Source organism: Streptomyces sp. TG1A-60 (assembly GCF_037201975.1).
Classification (GTDB): Bacteria; Actinomycetota; Actinomycetes; order Streptomycetales; family Streptomycetaceae; genus Streptomyces.
In genome coordinates this window covers 472310-488642 of the sequence record NZ_CP147520.1, presented here as the reverse complement: position 1 = coordinate 488642, position 16333 = coordinate 472310, and the positions used below count along the sequence as shown (strand labels likewise).

Sequence of the window (16333 nt, the reverse complement as noted above, 5' to 3'; positions counted from 1 at the left end):
GCACGGCGGCTGGTGGCGCACAGGCGTGTACCGGCCGTCCTGGCGCTCCCGCACACCACCCCGCCGACGGGCCGATCGCACCCCCGATCCGAATGATCAGAGTTATTGCATATGATGCGCAGGTGCGACGCTATGACATCAGGGTGGCAGGACCCGACGACCTCGACGGCGCCCGTACGGTGATGCTGGACACCGTCTACCGGGACTTCGGCACCGGCTATGTGCCGCGCTGGCACCGCGACATCATCGACCTCCACGGCGCGTACGTCGACCCCGACCGGCATGTGCTCCTGGTGGCCGTCGACGGACGCGACGGCACGGTCGTCGCCACCGGCGCGCTGGACTCGCGCGGTCCCGCCCATCCGCCCAACCCCCGCTGGCTGGCCGAGCGATACCCCTCCGGCGAGACCGCGCAGCTGCGGCGCGTCTACGTGAGCGCCGAACACCGGCGGCGCGGGCTCGCCCGGCGGCTGGTCGCCGGGCTGCTGGACTTCGCGGCGGTCGACGGCGGCTACCGCTCCGTCTACCTGCACACGGACCCCGCGGTGCCCGGTGCCGAGGAGTTCTGGCACTCGCAGGGCGCGGCCGTGTGCGACGAGCGCGCGGAGACCGGGGAGCGTGTCGTGCACTTCGAGGTCCCGGTGCCCGCGATCACTCGCCCCTTCGGCGGTCATATGAAAATGATTGTCAGGTAAGCTGCGTCGCGCTCCCCGTGGCCGTCCCTCGTCCCCCACAGAGAACCAAGGATCATGCGCTCTCCCCGCGGCCGTCGCGTCATCGCCGGCCTGCTGCTCGCTCCCGTGCTGACCGGCTGCTTCGCCTCGGGCGGCGACTCGACCGAGGACGACTTGGCCGACGGCGCCCGGCTGCGCGTGGCGTTCGCCTTCCCGCCCACCGAGAACTTCTCCCCGTACGGCGCCGACGCCACCCTCCTGAGCCGGCTCGGCGTCACCGAGGGGCTCACCAAGCTGGACGCCAACGGCGCCGCGGCCCCCGCGCTCGCCGAGTCATGGACCCGGCAGGACGACCGGAACTGGCTCTTCACCCTGCGTGAGGCCACCTTCCAGGACGGCACCGAGGTCACCCCGGAGACCGTCGCCGCCGCCCTCACCCGTGCCGCCGAGGCGGAACCGGTCACGGCCGCGCTCTCCGGCATCACGCTCACCGCGAAGAAGAGCGGCGAGCGCCAGGTGCGCGTCACCACGAAGGACCCGGACCCCGCTCTGCCCCTCCGGCTCACCAGCCCCGGCCTCGCGATCCTTTCCGCCAAGGCCTACGGCGGCAAGCGGGCCGACCCGGTCGGCACCGCCACCGGCCCGTTCGAGGTCACCAAGGTCACCGGCACCACCGCGGCCACCCTGGACCGCTTCGACGCGTACTGGGGCGGACGCGCCCAGGCCTCCGGCATCGACGCCAAGTTCATAGCCGACGGCACCGCCCGCACCAACGCCCTGCGCACCGAGCAGGTCGACATGGCCGAGGCCGTCCCCGTGTCGCAGGCGTCCACCCTCGACCAGGGCACCCGACGTGAGACGGCCACCACCCGCACCACCAGCCTCCTGCTCAACACAGAACGCGGCGCCTTCAGGGACCCGAAGCTCCGCGCCGCCGCCCGCGAGGCCGTCGACGGCTCGGTCCTCGCCAAGGACGTCTACGAGGGATACGCCGACGCCGGTGCCGGGATCTTCGGGCCCGCCGTGACCTGGGCCGCCGGCAAGCGCGTCGAACCGACCGGCCGCGCGACGGCCGCCGACCCCGACGGCACCGCGGTGACCATCGCCACGTACGACAACCGGCCCGAACTGCCCGAGGTCGCCCAGGTGCTGCAACAGCAGCTCCAGAAGGCCGGGTTCAAGGTCGAGCTGGAGGTCCGCGAGTACGCGCGGCTGGAGAGCGACGCCCTCGCCGGCACGTTCGACGCGGTCGTCGGCGCCCGCAACTCCCTGCTCGACACCGGCGATCCCGTCTCCATCCTCGCCAGCGACTTCACCTGCGACGGCGGCTACAACCTCGCGCTGCTGTGCGACAAGAGGGTCGACCGGGCCGTCGCCGCCGCCGAGAAGGAGTCCGACACCGCCAAGCGGCAGCAGGCGGCGATGAACGCCGAGGCGGCGATCCTGGGCACCGACGCGACCGTCCCGCTCGTCCACCAGCAGATCATCACCGGCGTCGGCACCTCGGTACAGGGTGTGCTCCTCGACCCGTACGAGCGCACCCTCGTCGGAACGGGGACCCGGCGCTGAGGCGGGCACTCTGGCGGGCTCTGCTCGCCGCGGGCCTGCTGTGCGGAATCGGTCTGCTGCCGTGGCTGTCCCGCACCGACCCGGCGCGAACGGTCCTCAAGGCGCGCTCGGCCGAACGCGACCCGACGCCGGACGTGCTGGCGGCCGTACGGGACGAACTCGGCCTCGACGCGGGCTCCTGGAAGCTCCTCGGGCAGTGGTTCGGCGGGCTGGCGCGCGGTGACGCGGGCCGCTCGTGGATCTCCGGCGCCGAGGTCACCCCGTCCGTCGTCCAGGCCCTCGGCGTCTCCCTGCTGCTGATGGCCGCCGCGCTCGCCGTCGCGGCGGCCACGGCCGCGGCGGTCTGCGCCCGCACGCTGTGGCTGGGCGCGCACCGCCGCCTCGACGACCGCCGGGGCGGCGGCAGCACGGCCGCGATGCTGGCCGCGCTGCCGGAGTTCCTCACCGCTTCCCTGCTGGCCGTCGTGGTCGGAGTGCACCTCGGCTGGCTGCCCGCGCTCGGCTGGTACGGGCCGCCGTGGATGGTGCTGCCCGCCCTCGCCCTCGGACTGCCCGCGGGCGCGCTGCTCGGCCGTATGCTCGACGACCTGCTGCCCGGCGCCTTCGCCGAACCCTGGGCGCTGGCCGCCGCCGCACGCGGCATACCCGGGCGGGTCACCGCCCGCCAGGCCGTACGCCGCTGCATACCCGGACTGCTGCCGAACATCGGCCTGTTCGTGGTGGGCCTGACCGGCGGGGCCGTCCCCGTCGAGCAGATCTTCGACATACCCGGCCTCGGCCGGACCACCCTCCAGGCCGCCATCGCCCAGGACCTCCCCGTCCTCCAGGCCGGCACCCTCGCCCTCGTGCTGCTGGCCGCCGTCGCCGGCACCCTCGCCCGGCTCGCCGCCCGCCTCCTCATCGGTCCCGCCCTGCGTGACGGCGCGCTTCACTCCCTGCACCGCCCGAAGCCACCGGCGCCCCGCCGCACCCCCCTGCTCCACGGCACCGTCCTGCTCGTGGTCGTCGCCCTCGGCCTGGCCCGCGACCCGCTCGCCCTCGACACCGGCGCCCGGCTCCGTCCCCCTTCGTGGGCCCACCCGCTGGGCACCGACGCACTCGGCCGCGACCTGCTCGCCCGCATCGGCCACGGAGCGTTCACCACCCTCGCCCTGGCCGTCGCGATCAGTGTGGCCGCACTGGTGACAGGCGTCCTGCTCGGCCTGCTTCCCCGCTTCTCCGGGCCCCTCGTCGACACGGTCAACGCCGTGCCGGCGGTCCTCGCGGGCCTGCTCGTCGCCGGAGTCGCCGGCAGTGGAGCGGCGACACCCGCGCTGGCCGTGGCCGCCGTCGCCTGGGTGCCGCTCGCGGCACACACCACGGCCCTGCTCGAACAGGAGCGGGCCACCACGCACATCACCGCCACCAGAGGGCTCGGCGCGGGCGAGGCGTACCTGCTCCGCCGCGAACTCCTGCCCGCCCTCCTTCCGCCCGTCACCCGCCACGCCCTGCTCCGGCTGCCCGCCGTGGCCCTCGCCCTCACCTCCCTCGGCTTCCTCGGCCTCGGCGCCCAGCCACCGGACCCGGAGTGGGGGCTGCTCCTCGCCGAGAACCAGCCGTACGCCGAACGCGCCCCGTGGGCCGTCTTCGGCCCCGCCGCCGCACTCGCCCTCCTCGGCGCGCTGGCCGTGACCGCCGCGGGCGGGGTGCGGTGGCCGCGCCCGTTCACCGGAGCCGTCCGCCGCCCCCCGCCCGCCGTCGCCATCACTGCCGGAGAGACCGCATGACCGAGCCCCAGCGCCGAGCCAGCGCGACGCCCCGGAGGGAAGCGACCAAAGAGAGGCCGGTGACCAAAGAGAGGACCGAGTGGCGAGCGGCGAACGCCGCGCCGGCCAAGCGAGCGCTGGGCGACGCGTCCGTGCCGCCGCGACGGACGGCGGGCGAAGCGACCGCCACCAAGACGGCCGAGCCGTCCCGGCGAGGCACCTGGGCGAAGCTCAACCCGCTCCTGCGGCTGCTGATCCTCACCCAACTCGCCTTCAACATCGGTTTCTTCGCGGTGCTGCCGTTCCTCGCCGAGCATCTCGGCACGGCGATCGGCATGGCCGGCTGGATGGTCGGCTTCGTGCTCGGGCTGCGGACCTTCAGCCAGCAGGGCCTGTTCGTGGTCGGCGGCGCGCTCGCCGACCGCTACGGCGTACGGCCGGTCGTGCTGGCGGGGTGTGTGCTGCGGATCACCGGTTTCGCGTGGCTCGGCCACGCGGACGCCGACTGGTCCGTGATCGGGTCGGTCCTGTTGATCGGCTTCGCCGCCGCGCTGTTCTCCCCGGCCGTCGAGTCCGAGGTCGCCCGGCAGGCGGTGGTCTGGGAGGAGTCAGGCGGCGGCCCCCGTACGAGCGTGCTCGCGCTGTTCACGGTGGCAGGGCAGGCCGGGGCGTTCGTCGGACCGCTCATCGGCGCGCTGCTGCTGGCCGTGGACTACCGGGTGGTGTGCCTCGCGGGCGCCGGCGTCTTCGTCCTCGTCCTGGCCGGGCACTACCGGCTGCTGCCGCAGCACATCCCGGGCCGCGAGCGGGTCCGGGTGACGGGCGGTCTGGGCGGGCTGCTGCGCAACCGCCGGTTCCTGGCGCTGTGCTGCGCGTACGGCGCGTACCTGCTGGCCTACAACCAGCTGTACCTCCTCCTCCCCGACGAGGTCGAGCGGACCACGGGCTCCCAGTCGGCGCTGGCCTGGCTGTTCGGACTGTCCTCGCTGCTCGTCGTGACCGCGCAGCTGGCGGTCACCCGCTGGGCGGCGGACCGGCTCGATCTGCGGCGCTCCATGTCGGCCGGGCTGCTGCTGATAGCCGCCGGGTTCGCGGTGGTGGCCGTGGCACGGCCCGCCGGGTGGACGGGCAACGGGGGGCTGTTGCCCGCCGCCGGGTTCGTCGTGCTGCTGACGCTGGGGCAGATGCTGGTGGCTCCGGCGGCTCGGGCGTGGGTGCCGGATCTTGCCGCCGAGGGGCGGCTCGGGCTCTACACCGGGGCGATGTCGTCCGTGTCGGGGCTGATCGTGCTGGTGGGCAGTGCGGGGGCCGGGGCCCTGATGGACGCGGGGGTGCCGGAGACTGTGCCGTGGGTGGTGCTCGCGGTGGTGCCGGTTGCCGCGATCGGGCTTCTGCCACGTCGTTCTCCTCGTCCGTAGGACGCGGAGCTTTTCGCGCTGCCGCCCCCACCCCCAGGGGCTGCGCCCCGTGTCCTTCGGCCGCGGGGGAACCGCGCCGTCAGCCCGCACCCACCCGGACCCGCCCTCCCCGCGTCACGCCATCTGTCGGCGTACCAGCTCGTGCAGGCGTCCGTCCGTGTCCGCGAGCAGGTGGGCGGGTGGGCCCACCTCCGCGACCTTGCCGTCCTCCATGACCACCACCCGGTCGGCGTCCATGACCGTGGAGAGGCGGTGGGCGATGACGACGCGGGTGGCGTTGAGGGCGCGGGTGCTTTCGATGACGGTGCGCTGGGTCTCGTTGTCCAGGGCGCTGGTGGCTTCGTCGAAGAAGAGGATGCGGGGGCGGCGGATGAGGGCCTGGGCGATCATCAGGCGCTGGCGCTGGCCGCCGGAGATCGCTCCGTTGCCCTGGACGATGGTGTGCAGGCCCATCGGCATGCGGTTGATGTCCTCGGCGAGACCCGCCATCTCGGCCGCCGCCATCGCCTCCTCGGGCGTGAACGGTTCGGTGCCGCAGATGACGTCGAGGATGGAGCCGGTGAACGGCTGGGCGTGCTGGAGGACGACACCGCACTGGCGGCGTACGGCGGACTGGTCGAGGGCGCTCAGATCCTGGCCGTCGTACAGGACGCTTCCGGAGACCGGCTTGTCGAAGCCGATGAGCAGGCGCAACAGGGTTGACTTCCCGCAGCCGCTCGGGCCCACGATCGCCACGAACTCGCCGGGTTCGATGCCGAAGGACACCTCGTCGAGGACGAGGGGGCCGTCGTCGGCGTAGCGGAAGGACAGGCGGCGGGCCTCCAACGCGCCCGACAGGATCCCCGGGCGGGTGCTCGCCGTGCGGACCTCCGGGCTCGCCTCCAGCACCGGCTTGATCTGCTCGAAGAGCGGGAGAACGGCGACCGCCGACACGAACGCGCCGGTGAGCTGGGTGACCGAGGTGAGGAGCATCGTCACCGAGGTGTTGAAGGTCAGGAACTCCGCCGCCGACATCGAGCCGCGCGCCGGGCCCGCCAGCAGCATGAAGATCAGCAGGGTGCAGAGAGGGAGATACACCGCGCCCAGCACCGTGTTGAGATTCTTGATGCCCCCGACCTTCCGCTGGAGCTCGCGGCTGCGTGCGAACTCGCCCGCCCAGGCCGCGTACGCGTAGTTCTCGGCGGCGGCCACGCGCAGCTTCGGCAGGCCGCGCAGGGTCTGGAAGGCCTGGTTGTTCAGCTTGTTGCCCAACACCACCAGGCGGCGCTGCCAGCGCACCTGCCACAGGCCGAGTCCCAGGAACACGGCGGCCACCACCACGAGCATGCCGATCGCGGCCAGCGCCATCGGGACGCTGTACCAGAGCAGCAGACCGAGGTTCACCGCGCCGACGGTCACCGACTGGGCGAGCACCGGGCCGACCCCCGCCAGTGTTCGGCGGATCGCGCTGATGCCCATGGCCGCGCTGGCCAGTTCACCGGTGGAGCGGGAGGTGAAGAACTTCGTGGGGAGCCGCAACAGGCGGTCCCACACCGCCGGTTGGAGCGTGGCCTCGATACGGCCCTCCAGACGGAGGATCGTCAGGTTCTGCAGCAGCAGGAACGCGGCCGACACCACGCTCGCGAGCATGATCGCCAGGCAGAGCAGCACGATCAGGTTCTCCTGCGCCTTCGGCACGTACTCGCCGAGGATCCTGCCCGTCGCGATCGGCACCAGCGAGCCGAGCACGACCGTCACCAGACCGCTGAGCAGCAGGCCCGTCATGTCACCGCCGGTGCCGTGCAGGCTGAACCGCATCAGGCGCAGCGGACTCAGCACCCGCTCGGGCAGTGGGCGGTAGAACATCACGGCCCGTGGCTCGAACTCCGCCGCGTTCGCCTTCTCGATCGGTGTCTCCCGGCCGGACGACGGCTGGACGGCCACATATCCGCCGCGCCGCCACAGCAGCGCCACGGGCGCGCCCGACAGGGCCCGGTGCCCGACCAGCGGCCCCACGTTCTCCCGCCACCAGTTCCCGGTGAGGCGTACGGCACGGACGCGGACCCGGGAGGCGAGCGCGATGCGTTCCACCGGGTCGAGCCGGTCGCTCTCGGTGCCGCTCTGCGCGGACTCGGAGAGGGCGATTCCGGCCGTCCGGGCGACGAGCTTGCAGGCCGCGTAGGTGGCGTCCGCGTCGGCGGCCGTCGTCCGCCGGGTCGCGGAGGACTTGCCGATGGAGGCGAGCAGCGTGCGGTCGGCCTGGACGCGAACGGCCTCACCGGCCTTGACGCCCGCGGCCGTACGGTCCTCGTGCGTGCGCTCCACCTGCTCGATCCAGCGGTCCAGCGTGGCCAGCAGCCGGTACTGCTGGTCGACCATGCTCTGCCAGACCCGGGGATCCATCAGCAGGTCGGCCGCCGCCTCCGCGCCGTACAGCGAGCCGTACTGGACGCTGCCGGGTGGCACCTGCATCCAGAACACGTCGTCGTCGGTCGGCGCGGCGGCCTGTTCGGTGGCCATGGGCGCCTGGAAGAGGATCGACAGTCCGCGTCCGACGCCCAGGGCGAGGGCGTACTCCAGCGGACTCGTCTGCGGGGGCACCGCCTGGGGGTTGCCCCATGCGTCGTACGACCAGGTCTCGGTGCCCGCGTGCTGGTACAGCTCGCGCAGGCCGATGCGCCGGACCACGCAGTCGCGGAGCGGCCGGGCCACCAGGGTGTGCTGGGGTCCGGTCACCGGGCCGAGCAGCAGTGAGCCCGCTTCGAGGCGGCCCAGGTGGTGCCAGTGGCCCTGCTGGACGGCGTCGACCGCGAACAGGTCCAGGGCGCCCGAGGCCACCAGCCACAGGGTCTGGGGACCTTCGAGGTCGAGGCGGGTGCGGCCGGTGCGGTCGAGGGGCGTGCCCATGGCGCCGAGCGCGCCGAGGACGAGGTCGCCTTCCTCGGGTACGGACGTCATCTCACCGCTCCCTGACCAACCGGGCGTACGCGCCGCCGCGTGCCACCAGCTCCTCGTGCCGGCCGCGCTCCACGATCGTGCCGTGGTGCAGGACGACGATCTCGTCGCTGTCGCGGACCGTGCTGAGCCGGTGGGCGATCACGACGCAGGCGCAGCCGCGCTTGCGCAGGTTGTCCATGACGGTCAGCTCGGTCTCCGCGTCGAGCGCGCTGGTCACCTCGTCGAGGACCAGGATGCTGGGCCTGCGCACCAACGCCCGCGCGATCTCCAGGCGTTGCCGCTGGCCGCCGGAGAAGTTCCGGCCGTCCTGCTCGACCCTGCTGTTGATGCCGCCCGGACGCCGGGTCACCACGTCGTACAGGGCCGCGTCCCGCAGCGCCTCCTCCACGGCCTCGTCCGGAATCGAGGGGTCCCACAGGGCCACGTTGTCGCGGACCGTGCCCTCGAAGAGGAAGATCTCCTGGTCGACGAAGGAGACGGAGGCGGCGAGCGCCCCCCGGGAAATGTCCTCCAGGCGCCGCCCGTCGATACGGATCACCCCCTCCCAGGGGGAGTACAGGCCCGAGATCAGCCGGGACACCGTCGACTTGCCGCTGCCGGAGCCGCCGACCAGCGCCACCTGCCGGCCCGGACCGACGGTGAGGTCGAATCCGGTGAGCAGGGGCTCGTCGAGCGGGCTGTAGCCGAAGGTGATGTTCTCCAGCTCCACATGGCCGTGCAGCCGGCGGGTGGACTCGGCGGCGTCCGGGCGGGCGTAGAGGGGGTCCGCCCGGAAGTTCTCCACGTCCTTGAGGCGGGCGACGTCGGCCGCGAAGTCCTGGATGCGGCCCGCGACACCGTTGAGCCGGGTGATCGGCGCGGTGAAACGGGTGACCAGCGCCTGGAAGGCGACCAGCAGGCCGACGGATATGTGGCCCTCGACCGCGCGCATGCCGCCGATCCAGAGGATGAGCGCGCTGTTCAGCGTGGCCAGGGTCGGTGCGACCATGCCCAGCCAGGCGCTCGGCACCCCGAGCCGCTGCTGCTCCTCCAGCGTGGTGGCGTGCTGCCCGGCCCACTTGCGGAAGTAGCCTTCCTCGCCGCCTGTCGCCTTCATCGTCTCGATCAGCTGGAGTCCGGTGTACGCCGTGTTGGTGAGCCGGGCGTTGTCGGCGCGCAGCTTCGCCGTACGGGTCGCGCGCAGCCGGATCACCACCCGCATCGCCACCATGTTCAGCAGCGCCACCGCGATACCGACGACGGTGAGCTGCGGGTCGTACGTGTAGAGGAGTACGGCGTAGAGGACGACCACGACCGCGTCCACCCCGGCCGCCGAGAGATCCCGGGCCAGGGTCTCGGAGACCGCGTCGTTGGACTGGAGCCGCTGGACGAGGTCGGCGGGGCTGCGCTGGGCGAAGAAGGTGACCGGGAGGCGGAGGAGGTGCCGCAGGAAGCGGGCACTGCTCAGCGTCGACGAGATCAGCCGGCCGCGCAGCAGGTTGGCCTGTTGCAGCCAGGTCAGCAGGACCGTCAGCAGGACGCACGCGCCCATCGACGCGAACAGCACGCCCAGCAGCGAGGTCTGCCCGCCGATCAGGAACATGTCGATGTAGGTGCGGCTCAGCGCCGGCACCGCCGCGCCGACCGCCACCAGGAGAAGGCTCGCGAGGACGGCGGCGGGCAGTGTCCCGGAGGTGCCGCGCATCCGGGCGGGCATGGCGCCGAGCACGCCCGGTTTGCGCCCGCCCTTGTGGAAGTCGTCGCCCGGCTCCATGACGAGGACGACACCGGTGAAGCTGGAGTCGAAGTCCTCCATCGGCACGAACCGGCGGCCCTTGCCGGGGTCGTTGATGTGGACGCCCCGCCTGCCGAAACGGCGCCCCGTGCCGTCGTAGACGACGTAGTGGTTGAACTCCCAGAAGAGGATGGCCGGCGCCTTCACCTCGGCGAGGGCGACCACGTCCATCTGCATGCCCTTGGCGGTCAGACCGTAACTGCGGGCCGCCTTCAGGAGGTTGCTCGCGCGGGAGCCGTCCCGGGAGACACCGCAGGCGATGCGCAACTCCTCCAGCGGGATGTGCCGCCCGTAGTGGCCGAGGACCATCGCGAGGGAGGCGGCGCCGCACTCCACGGCCTCCATCTGGAGGACGGTCGGCGTTCGGACGGCCCTCCCCCCGCCCGTGGGCACCGGGCGCTTCCGCGGGACGGTCTTGCGTCTGCCGCGCGTCGTCTGCCGCGCGGTGTCCTGGGCGGGGGTCACGGGAGCAGCCAATCGATCGGACGCTCGTCGGCCATACGGATCGAACCCGTGGCCATGGTCATGGAGGTCAGCTCGAACGGCGGCCCGTCCTGCGAGGACCACTCGTAGCCCGACTCGGTCGACGCCTCCGGGTCCAGCCGTACGGTGACGGCCACCGGCCGGCCCTTCCTGGTGAACTGCTCGCCGAGCTGGCTGTCTCCGAGGAACGCGCCGATCGACTGCGGGGTCTGGGGGATGCGGTCCACCTTCGCCACATGGCCGCGCAGCACGCCGTACCGCTGGGTGGGCGCCGACTGCACGGTCAGGTCCACCTGGGCGTTCTTCGGGATCGAGGCGGCGCTCTCGGCGGGGGCGTACACCGTGGCGTACAGCGGGTCGTCGGGGTCGGCGACCTTCTCGACGGCCGCCACGTCGGCGCCGGTCCGGATGATCTGGCCGACGGTGGCGGCGAGCGTGGAGACGCGGCCGGCCGCGACGGACCGTACGACGCTCTCGCCGTCGGCGGTGGCGACCTTCAGGACCGGGGACTTGGCGGGCAGCCGCTCGCCCTGCTGCGCGAGGACGGCGGTGACCTGGCCGGCGACGGGGCTCTGCAGGACGTAACTGCCCTGCCCGTGCGTGAGGACGGCGGGCGCGCTGACCGTGGAGGCGACGGAGCCCGTGACGGCCCACACCGACGCGCCGGCCATGGCGACCACCGTCACGGCCAGCACGAGCCAGCCCTGTGGGCGCGCGAAGCGCACCGGGAGGTCGAGTTCCTCCGGCGACTGCAGCTTGGCGAGGGCTTGTTGGCGGAACTGCACGGGACTTCCCTCACCTGCGCGACGGGAGACAAAGGACTTCCAGGTACCCCGAGAGTCCCGGAACCGGTCAGGCGGTTCCGGGACTCAGCGGCGCCGGGGCTGGATCAGAGACCGGCGACCAGGCTGGTGACCGGGGCCGTGTTCAGGCCGGTGACACCTTCGACGGTGCCGACGGCCGTGTTGACCAGGCCGGAGACCGGGGCGACGCCGTCCAGCGCGCCGGTGACGGTGCCGACGGCGTTGACGGACAGGCCACCGGAGACGGCGTCGAGGGCGGCGTCCGAGATCTCGGCGGTCTCGACCTGGGGGGTGGAGTTCATGTGGGAACTTCCCTTCGTATGGATATTCATAAGGGGGAGCGGCCCCCTTCTGGGGACAGAACGACGGCCGCGTACGGGGTGCCTCACCTCTCGTCTCCGAGAGGTTTGCGGCCCCCGCGGTGCGATGGATCAAAGCAGATCGCCGCTGCGAACCTCCAATCAACACCGCTTCCCATCAGGGCACTTGGTGACCATGACGGTCCAACCGTGCAGGCCTGCGCACCCCTTGGTGGCAGCTTCTTCACACCGGACCCGGCATCGTCATACGACGTTCATTGCCAGCCGGGAAACGAATGGGACAGTCCCTCCTCAAAGACGCGTCGGGTGCCGGATCCCTGTGTGGACCCCTTGTCCGCCGTGACTTCGCTGGGCATTCGGTGTGGAGATTCCCCGCAGCCGGTTTTCCGGCCGACGCCATGAACGGACGGCTACCGGACGGTGGCCGAATGTGTCGGACCCGCCGGCGGCCGGCAGAGTCGCGGGGGTGTCGTTCTCGTGGCCCCGTACAGAGGAACGGCAGGGGCGCGCGGGTGCCGGGATGCGGCGGCGCGGGCGGGAAGTCGTGAAATGCCGTTCGAACTGCGGCTGTAGCGCACTTCGCGAAACAGAATGTCGGCATCTTTTCGCGGGCCGTTGAACACCCTGCCGGAACCGTCCGTACCAACGGGCAACCAGGCGCCCCCAGTTCACCCGCCGGACGGCGGCACGGACCCCGTCCCCAGGAGGTCAAGAGTTGAGTCACAAACGAGCCACCAAGCGCAAGGCCTTTATAGCGGCAGGCGGCGTGGCGGCACTCGGAGCGGCGGCCCTCATCCTGCCGAACGCGATGGCGTCGCAGACGGAGTCGAACACCCCCGCGGCGAAGACACTCGCAGCGACCAGCGCCTCGGACCTGGCCTCCCAACTGGAGGCGCTTCTCGGCGACGCGTTCGCAGGCGCGTATTACGACTCCGGCGAGAAGCAGCTCGTCGTCAATGTCATCGACGGGCTTGAGATCGACGGTGACGACAACAACGTGATCATCCAGGCCCGGCAGGCCGGCGCGGTGGTACGCGAGGTCGGCAACAGCCTCACCGAACTCGAAGCCGGCGCCAGGACGCTGAAGGCGGAGGCGACCATCCCGGGCACCGCCTGGGCCGTCGACCCCCGCACGAACAAGATCCAGGTCACCGCTGACTCCACGGTCACGGGCGAGAACTGGGACACCATCGAGTCGACGGTCAAGTCGCTCGGCTCGGACATGGCGACCATCAAGAAGTCGGCCGGCACCTTCAAGACCTTCCTGGAAGGCGGCGACGCCATCTTCGGCGGCGGCGCGCGCTGCTCGGCCGGCTTCAACGTCACCAACGCCGACGGCACCCCGGGCTTCCTGACCGCCGGTCACTGCGGTGTCGCGGAGGCCGAGTGGTCCGAGGAGGAGGGCGGCGCGCCGATCGGCACCGTCGACGCGGCGACCGCCACGTTCCCCGGCACCGGTGACTTCGCCCTGGTCAAGTACAACGACGCGGCGACCCAGGCGGCCAGCACGGTCGACCTCGGCAACGGCCGGACCCTGAACATCGACGCGGCCGGCGAGGCGGCGGTCGGCCTCCAGGTCTTCCGCATGGGCAGCACCACCGGTCTCGCCGACGGCCAGGTCACCGGTCTCGACGCCACGGTGAACTACCCCGAGGGCACGGTCACCGGCCTCATCCAGACCAACGTCTGCGCCGAGCCCGGCGACAGCGGCGGCTCCCTGTTCACCGAGGACGGTCAGGCCGTCGGTCTGACCTCCGGCGGCAGCGGCGACTGCACGGTCGGCGGCGAGACCTTCTTCCAGCCGGTCACCACCGCCCTCGCGGCGGTCGGCGCGACCATCGGCGACGGCGGCGCGGGCGTCGGCGAGGAGGCCGTCGGCGGTGCCGGTGACGCCGCGGGGGTCGGCGAGGAGGCCGGTGGCGCCGCCGGTGCCGGTGAGGCAGCGGGCGCCGCCGGTGCCGGTGCGGGTGACGCCGCGGGCGTCGGCGAAGAGGCCGGTGCGGGCCAGGAGCAGGGCATCGGCGACCAGGGCGCGGGCCGGCAGGAAGAATCCGGAGCCGGCCAAGGCGTGGACGACGGCTCCGAGGCCAGCGGCCGGTGACACGGGGGGCGTCGAGCCCACGACCCGCCCACCGGCCACACCGCAACGGTTCCGGCCGGTAGGTGGAACGGTCCGGCCCTCCGGCGGGAGGGCCGGACCGAATCGTGTCTCCGGTGACGCGCCGCACGCGCCGCGTCACCGCACGGAAACCGCCCGGAGCAGCAGCAGCGCCACATCATCGGCCCGCTCCTCCGCCGCCTCGATCTCCCGTACGAGACTGTCGGCGAGCGCGTCCAACGGCCGCTCCCCGACCGCCGCGAGCCGCTCCCCGAGAACGGCCAGCGCGTCCTCGATGTCCACGCCGGGCGACTCGATCAGCCCGTCGGTGTAGAGCGCCAGCACCGAACCCTCGGTCAGCGCGACCTCGGTGGTCGGATACGTCGCCGACACGTCGATGCCCAGCAGCGGGCCGCCCGCCAGGTCGAGCACCCGCACCTTCCCGTCCGGCCGGCGCAGCAACGGCGGCGGATGCCCGGCCCGCGCCATGACGGCGGTCCCGTGCGCCGGGTCGAGCCGCAGATACAGACAGCTGGCGAACAGTTCGGAACCGAGGTCGATCAACAGCCGGTTGGTGCTGCTCATCACCTCCTCGGGCGCCTGCCCGACGGTCGTGTACGCCCGGACCGCCGTACGGATCTGCCCCATCAGACCCGCCGCCGTCACGTTGTGCCCCTGCACGTCGCCGATCACGGCCGAGGCCCGCCCGTGCGAGAGCACCAGGTCGAAGAAGTCGCCGCCGATCTCCATGCCCCGGGTGGCGGGCAGATAGCGGGAGGCCGCCTCGATACCGGGGATCGACGGCAGCGAGTGCGGCAGCAGGGCCTCCTGCAGCCCGTGCGCCAGGTGATGCTTGGCGTCGTACAGCAGCGCCCGCTCCAGCGCCTGCGCGATGAGGCCGCTGAGGCTGGTCAGCACCGCGCGCTCGTCGGCCGGGAACGGATGCGCTTCGGCGTACCCGAGGACACACGTGCCCACCGGCCGTCCGGAGGCGATCAACGGGAGGTAGGCCCAGGCGCCCAGGCCGTCCGGGGCGTCCTGCCCCGTCGGATAGAGGTGCTCCAGCTGCTGCCGGGACTCGAAGAAGGCGGGCACCCCGCTGGTCAGGGCGTGCGCCCCGGGCGTCGGCGCGGTGAGCGGCATGCCGTCGAAGCGCTCCACGAGACGCGGGTCGGCGTAGCCGCGGTGCCCGAGCACATGCAGACGCCCGGCGCGTGAGCCGAGCAGCACGAGAGCCTGGCTGCCGACGGCGGGCGCGATCTCGTCGCCCACGAGTTCCACCACGTCCCGCACCCCCACCGCCTCGGTGAGCGCGCTCGTCAGCGCCAGCACCTGGTTGATGGTCACCAGGCGGCCCGGCCCGTCGCCCTCCCGCCGCGCGGCGCCCTCCGCCTCGGCGACCGCCCGAGCCCGGGCGATGCGCACGCTCAGCCCGTTCTTCCCCGGATACAGCCGGAACGACAGCCAGTCGCCCGGCGGTCTCAGCGCCACGAACGACGTCACGTGCTGACTCATCAGCGCGGCCCGGTACCGGTCCTCGTACGCGGGATCGTTGAGCCACGGCACGGACGTCCACAGCTGGGTGCCCAGCAGACCGCTCACCGGGATGCCCAGCAGTTCGGCCGTGGCCGCGTTGGCGAAGGAGATCCGCCCGTGCAGATCGAGCGCGCACATCCCGTACGGCAGCCGCGCCACCATCCGCGCCGCCTCCACCGTGCCGAGCGTCCCGGCGACCGTGGTCGTCGACGGCGCCGACAGATCCGGCTCCGGCAGCACCGGCCGGCCCTCCTCCTCCGCCCGCCGCAGCCGGATCGCGAGCCGGTCGCAGGCCGCGGTCAGCTGGTCCCGCTCGCGCTCGCTGAGCTCCGGCGGGTGCGAGCCGGGCCAGGTGACGAAGACGGCCCCGTAGACGGTGTCACTGGTCGCCACCGGCAGCGCGGCCATGGCGAACGGATAGGGCAGGACCATCGCGAGCCGGGGATAGCGGCGGGCCATCTGCTCCTCACCGCTCACCCACACCAGCCGCCGCCCCCGTACGGCCTCGGAGACCGGGACCGGCGCGCTCAGCCCCACCCGCTCCCAGGGCGCGGCGAACGCCCTCGGCAGTCCCGCCATGACCGCCATCTCCAGGACCGGCTCGTCAGGCGTCAGCAGATACACCGCGCCGGAGTGGGCAGCCACGTCGTCCATCAGCGAGGCCAGCGCCAGCGACAGCAGCGGATGACCGACGTGGGCCGTCTCCACGGTCGTCCGCTCCCGGGACGCATGGACGTCGGGCATGCCGACCACCTCCTCGCACGGCCGCGTGACGGTCCCCAGGGTCAAGGCTCCCCCCTGGCGCCCACCCGCGCACGGCGAACGCCGCGCCGCGGACGAACCGCTGTACCCCCCTCTCGCCCGAGCCATGCCCTCTGGGCGATGCGCGCGCTCACGCACGGGCGCGGTGAGTGCGCCCTCACGCACCCGATGGCTGGTTCTTCGCGCCCGGGTGTGGCCGGGGGCGCCAACATGG

Annotated in this window: 10 protein-coding genes; 5 read left to right on the top strand and 5 right to left on the bottom strand. The window is 72.7% G+C overall.

All coding sequences use genetic code 11. The features are described from left to right. Window positions 1-122: 122 nt before the first annotated feature. The 4 genes from WBG99_RS01480 (at window position 123) to WBG99_RS01465 (ending at window position 5406) form a co-directional block, all read left to right on the top strand. A complete protein-coding gene (locus tag WBG99_RS01480) occupies window positions 123-695 on the top strand; it encodes a GNAT family N-acetyltransferase (protein ID WP_338894531.1) in 573 nt (190 codons plus the stop codon). Between the two features lie 54 nt (window positions 696-749). Continuing rightward, entirely contained in the window at window positions 750-2243 is a 1494-nt protein-coding gene (locus tag WBG99_RS01475) for an ABC transporter substrate-binding protein (protein ID WP_338894530.1), read from the top strand. A 299-nt stretch (window positions 2244-2542) separates the two neighbouring features. Next, window positions 2543-4009, top strand: a complete 1467-nt coding sequence (locus WBG99_RS01470; RefSeq protein WP_338900173.1) for an ABC transporter permease subunit — start codon at window positions 2543-2545, stop codon at window positions 4007-4009. Window positions 4010-4230: 221 nt separating this feature from the next. Continuing rightward, entirely contained in the window at window positions 4231-5406 is a 1176-nt protein-coding gene (locus WBG99_RS01465; RefSeq protein WP_338900172.1) for an MFS transporter, read from the top strand. Window positions 5407-5520: 114 nt separating this feature from the next. On the opposite strand, the gene WBG99_RS01460 is transcribed toward WBG99_RS01465, so the two are convergent. From WBG99_RS01460 to WBG99_RS01445, 4 genes are all read right to left on the bottom strand, one after another. Next, window positions 5521-8343: an NHLP bacteriocin export ABC transporter permease/ATPase subunit gene (locus WBG99_RS01460; RefSeq protein ID WP_338894529.1), complete on the bottom strand. Its 2823-nt coding sequence runs from the start codon at window positions 8341-8343 to the stop codon at window positions 5521-5523. A 1-nt stretch (window position 8344) separates the two neighbouring features. Then, window positions 8345-10510, bottom strand: a complete 2166-nt coding sequence (locus tag WBG99_RS01455) for an NHLP family bacteriocin export ABC transporter peptidase/permease/ATPase subunit (RefSeq protein ID WP_338900171.1) — start codon at window positions 10508-10510, stop codon at window positions 8345-8347. A 68-nt stretch (window positions 10511-10578) separates the two neighbouring features. Next, a complete protein-coding gene (locus tag WBG99_RS01450; RefSeq protein WP_338894528.1) occupies window positions 10579-11385 on the bottom strand; it encodes an HlyD family efflux transporter periplasmic adaptor subunit in 807 nt (268 codons plus the stop codon). Between the two features lie 104 nt (window positions 11386-11489). Beyond that, window positions 11490-11705, bottom strand: a complete 216-nt coding sequence (locus WBG99_RS01445; RefSeq protein ID WP_338894527.1) for a type A2 lantipeptide — start codon at window positions 11703-11705, stop codon at window positions 11490-11492. Between the two features lie 733 nt (window positions 11706-12438). On the opposite strand from WBG99_RS01445, the gene WBG99_RS01440 reads away from it, so the two are divergent. Next, window positions 12439-13824 carry a S1 family peptidase gene (locus WBG99_RS01440; RefSeq protein WP_338894526.1) on the top strand — a complete coding sequence of 462 codons (1386 nt, stop codon included), beginning with the start codon at window positions 12439-12441 and terminating at the stop codon, window positions 13822-13824. A 135-nt stretch (window positions 13825-13959) separates the two neighbouring features. Here WBG99_RS01440 and WBG99_RS01435 read toward each other — a convergent pair whose 3' ends face one another. Continuing rightward, a complete protein-coding gene (locus tag WBG99_RS01435) occupies window positions 13960-16101 on the bottom strand; it encodes a SpoIIE family protein phosphatase (protein WP_338894525.1) in 2142 nt (713 codons plus the stop codon). Window positions 16102-16333: the final 232 nt, after the last annotated feature.

Excerpts from the sequence above, each read along its gene's own strand:
- WBG99_RS01470 (WP_338900173.1), top strand. The coding sequence starts at position 2,543 with ATGGCCGCCGCGCTCGCCGTCGCGGCGGCCACGGCCGCGGCGGTCTGC.
- WBG99_RS01475 (WP_338894530.1), top strand. The coding sequence starts at position 750 with ATGCGCTCTCCCCGCGGCCGTCGCGTCATCGCCGGCCTGCTGCTCGCT.
- WBG99_RS01460 (WP_338894529.1), bottom strand. The coding sequence starts at position 8,343 with ATGACGTCCGTACCCGAGGAAGGCGACCTCGTCCTCGGCGCGCTCGGC.
- WBG99_RS01445 (WP_338894527.1), bottom strand. The coding sequence starts at position 11,705 with ATGAACTCCACCCCCCAGGTCGAGACCGCCGAGATCTCGGACGCCGCC.
- WBG99_RS01435 (WP_338894525.1), bottom strand. The coding sequence starts at position 16,101 with ATGCCCGACGTCCATGCGTCCCGGGAGCGGACGACCGTGGAGACGGCC.